The sequence below is a fragment of the Polaribacter sp. genome, assembly GCF_039939415.1.
In the GTDB taxonomy this organism is placed as follows: domain Bacteria; phylum Bacteroidota; class Bacteroidia; order Flavobacteriales; family Flavobacteriaceae; genus Polaribacter.
Window position 1 is genome coordinate 1 of sequence record NZ_JBDVJE010000093.1, and the last position, 3,582, is coordinate 3,582.

General features: G+C 30.0%; 5 protein-coding genes and 1 pseudogene. All 6 read right to left on the minus strand.

Translation table 11 applies throughout. The annotated features are described in order from the left end of the window. A pseudogene (locus tag ABJG40_RS14345) lies at positions 1 to 201 on the minus strand (4Fe-4S ferredoxin); the annotation flags it as partial. A 60-nt stretch (positions 202 to 261) separates the two neighbouring features. Further along, positions 262 to 561, minus strand: a complete 300-nt coding sequence (locus tag ABJG40_RS14350; RefSeq protein WP_348025280.1) for a (Fe-S)-binding protein — start codon at positions 559 to 561, stop codon at positions 262 to 264. A gap of 217 nt (positions 562 to 778) precedes the next feature. After that, positions 779 to 946 (minus strand): (Fe-S)-binding protein, encoded by a 168-nt coding sequence (locus ABJG40_RS14355; RefSeq protein WP_348025281.1) that lies wholly within the window; start codon positions 944 to 946, stop codon positions 779 to 781. Positions 947 to 1,114: 168 nt separating this feature from the next. Then, positions 1,115 to 2,263, minus strand: a complete 1,149-nt coding sequence (locus ABJG40_RS14360) for an alpha-hydroxy acid oxidase (RefSeq protein WP_348025282.1) — start codon at positions 2,261 to 2,263, stop codon at positions 1,115 to 1,117. 10 nt (positions 2,264 to 2,273) lie between these two features. Then, complete coding sequence (locus ABJG40_RS14365; protein ID WP_348025283.1) at positions 2,274 to 2,606, minus strand: L-rhamnose mutarotase; 333 nt, start codon at positions 2,604 to 2,606, stop codon at positions 2,274 to 2,276. An 11-nt stretch (positions 2,607 to 2,617) separates the two neighbouring features. Continuing rightward, positions 2,618 to 3,582, minus strand: a 965-nt coding sequence (gene fucP, locus ABJG40_RS14370) for an L-fucose:H+ symporter permease (protein ID WP_348025284.1), incomplete at its 5' end; no start/stop codon positions are given.

Here is a 3,582-nt window from a genome sequence, read left to right on the forward strand (position 1 = left end):
AGGTTTAGATTCTACTGTTCTACAATCTAAATGTAAAGCATTGTCTTTAATACCAGAAGCAACATCTCTTAAATGTTCCCAACCTTGAACGCCATGAGCCGATTTATCTCTCTTTTCTCTAACATACCACAAAGCTTTATCATGCCAACTAACTTTAGCTTCATTTTTATTAAATTCTGTTGCTTTTTCTGCGTGAGCCATAGTATTCTATATGTTTTTATTTAAAATTTATGCTATATGCATTACTTTTAAAGGCTTTTTTTATCTATTAATTAAACCTTCTAAATGCATTAAGCAAGAATGATCTGCTCCTGTAATTACTTCTACTTCACTATCTATATGATCTTGCATTCTATCTTTTCCCATTTTTACAGAAATAGCTTCTTCAAAAACAGAAAATGTTCCTCCAAATCCACAACATTCATCTTTTCTATTTAAAGACATTAGTTCTAAACCATCAATAGCATTTAATAAATTTTCTTCGGTAGAAAAATGAGGATCCATTCTTTCTGAGCAAGAACCTAAGTGTAAACCACGTAAACCATGACAGCTTTTGTGCAAACCTACTTTGTGTGGGAATTTGGCTCCTAAATCTGTTTTGCCTATTATTTTGGTGATAAATTCACACAGTTCATAAGCATTGTTTCTTACCTTAATTACATTTGGTGTTTGCTCTTAAATATCAAAATGTTTTTTTACATGATAAATACAGCTTCCAGAAGGATCAACGATGTAATCATATTCTTTAAAATTCTCTACAAATAATTGACAAGCTCCTTTAGAGTCGTCTTCTATAACCTGAATTTCCTAAAGGTTGTCCACAGCAAGTTTGTGTAGATGGATAATAAACAGCAATATTTAATTTTTCTAGTAACTTTAAAGTTGCTATTGCTACTTGTGGGTATAATTGATTTACGTAACAAGGAATGAATAATCCTACTTTCATTGAGATGTTATTTTAATTTATATATTTGATTCATTAATAACCATCATTTGTAAAGAGAGTAATTTTAAACTTTTCTACATTTAATTTTTTTGATGTAGAACTTTTGTTTCGAATTTGTTTTATTAGAAAAAGAAAAACACTCTTTTTTAAAAGAGTGTTTTTTTGATATTATTTAATTAAATGCGGTTTGAAAGCACCTGTTTCTTGACAACAAATTTGCTCCATAACTTGTAATAATTCTCTTTTCATTAAAGAAATTGTATGATCTCCACCTTGTTTTCCTAAAGCGCCTACACCATACATAAAGCTTCGTCCCATAAAAGTAAATTCTGCTCCGCTAGCCATAGCTCTTGCTATATCTGGACCTCCACGTAAACCTGAATCTACCATTATTTTTGTTTTATCTCCAAATTTCTCAGCCAAATTAGTCATAGGTACAATAGAAGATTGTCCTGCATCTAATTGACGACCTCCATGATTAGAAACAATAATTCCATCTACACCCAAATCAATAGACCTTTGTGTATCTTCTTCACTTACTACTCCTTTTATGACTAATTTACCTTTCCATTGATCACGAATAGAAGCAATTCTATCTTCATTTAATCTACCAGAAAAAGTTGCATCCATAAATTCTCCTAACTTTTTTAAGTTAAGTCCTTTAGGCATATATTTCTCTAATGTTTTAAAACTAGGTTGTCCATGTATTAAAGTTTGTAAAGCCCAATCTGGCTTTTTCATTACTTCAATTATATTTTTAACACTCATACTTGGAGGCATTGCTAGTCCATTACGAACGTCACGAGGTCTATATCCAAATGTTGGCACATCTGCTAAAATAACTAATACGTCTGTACCAGCAGCAGCAGCTCTATCTAATAAATCACGTTTTACAGCTTCTTCTGCTGGATGATATAATTGAAACCAAGATTTTCCTTCTGTAATTTCTGCCACACGCTCTATGCTAGAAGTAGTGACTGTACTTAAAATAAAAGGAACATTATGTTTTGTTGCAGATTTTGCTAAAATTTCTGGAGAATTTGGCCACATCAATCCTTGTAAACCTACAGGAGAAATTCCAAAAGGCGCATCATATGTATGTCCAAATAACTCTGTTTTCATTTCTGATTTCTCAAACTTAGATAAGTATTGAGGCATCAATTCAATTTTCTGTAAATCAGTTCTATTTTTATCTAAATTGATATCTTCATTACATCCTCCATCTAAATATTCAAAAGCAAATTTTGGCATTTTTACCATAGCTCTTTTTCGTAAATCGTCTACTGATGGGTATTTTGGGTTAATCGTTAATTCCATATTATTAATATTATTTCAACTGATAAATTTTATCCATCAATTTCCATTTTTCATTGGGTTTTGATTTTGGTAAAGCTTGTTGATATTTCCACATCAAAGTTTCCCATTCTTGCACTTTTGGGTTTTCTAAATCCATTGCAGTTTTCTTTTCAAAAGAAAATGAGTTGTTTACTTCCATTATCATAAATAACCTGTTGAAAGCTATATAAATTTCTAAATTTTCTATTCCAGCAGCTGTAATACTTTTGGTTATTTCTGGCCAAATTTTTTCATGATATTTTTTATATTCTGAAATTAATTTAGAATCATTTTTTAAATCTAAAGCAAAACAATATCTTTTCATAAAATGTAGTTTTATTTATGAATTTTAAAAGTTCTATAACCATATAAAGCAATAAAACAAAAACAGATAAAAGGAAGAATAAAAGAAAAATTAACACCAATAAAAGGTCCTATTTTTTCCATATCTATCATAGACCCTTGTAGAATTGGCATTAAGGCACCACCTACAATTGCCATAACTAAACCAGCAGCCCCAAGAGCAGTATCTTCTTTACTTAACCCATCAAGTGCAATTCCATAAATTGTTGGAAACATTAAAGACATAAAAGCTGAAGTTGCTACTAAAAGATATAAACCAGTCATCCCTTCAATTAAAATAACTCCAGAAACTGTAGCCATTGCACAAAGAGCAAAAATCATTAGTAGTTTTTTAGCGTTTATATATTTCATTAAAAATGTACTAATAAATCTACTTGTGAGAAAAATAGACATTGCAATAATATTATAGTTTTGTGCTTCTGCTTTAGAAATACCCAAATTACCAGCATATTGTATAATAAAAGTCCAACACATAATTTGTGCAGCAACATAAAAAAGTTGAGCTAAAACCCCTTCTTTATACTTACTGTTTTTAAACAATCTTTTAAAAGAAGATATTGCACTAGTTGGATTTTCTATCTTTTTTCTTTTAGGCATTTTGATTAAACTGATAATAATAAACATGGCTATTACCACAAAACCAAGTATAACGTAAGGATTTCTAATGATAGATAAATCATGTGTTCTAATGGTTGCTTTTTCAATTTCAGATAATGTGCTAAATATCATTTCGCCAGCTTCATTTCTTTTATCAGAATCTAAAGCAACTAATATAAATTTAGATGCTACAAACATTCCAAATAAAGAACCAATTGGGTTAAATGCTTGTGCAAGATTTAAACGTTGTGTTGCCGTTTTTTCATCTCCCATTGTTAATCTAAAAGGATTTGCAGTAGTTTCTAAAAAAGCCAAACCAAAAGTTAAGATGTATAAAGACA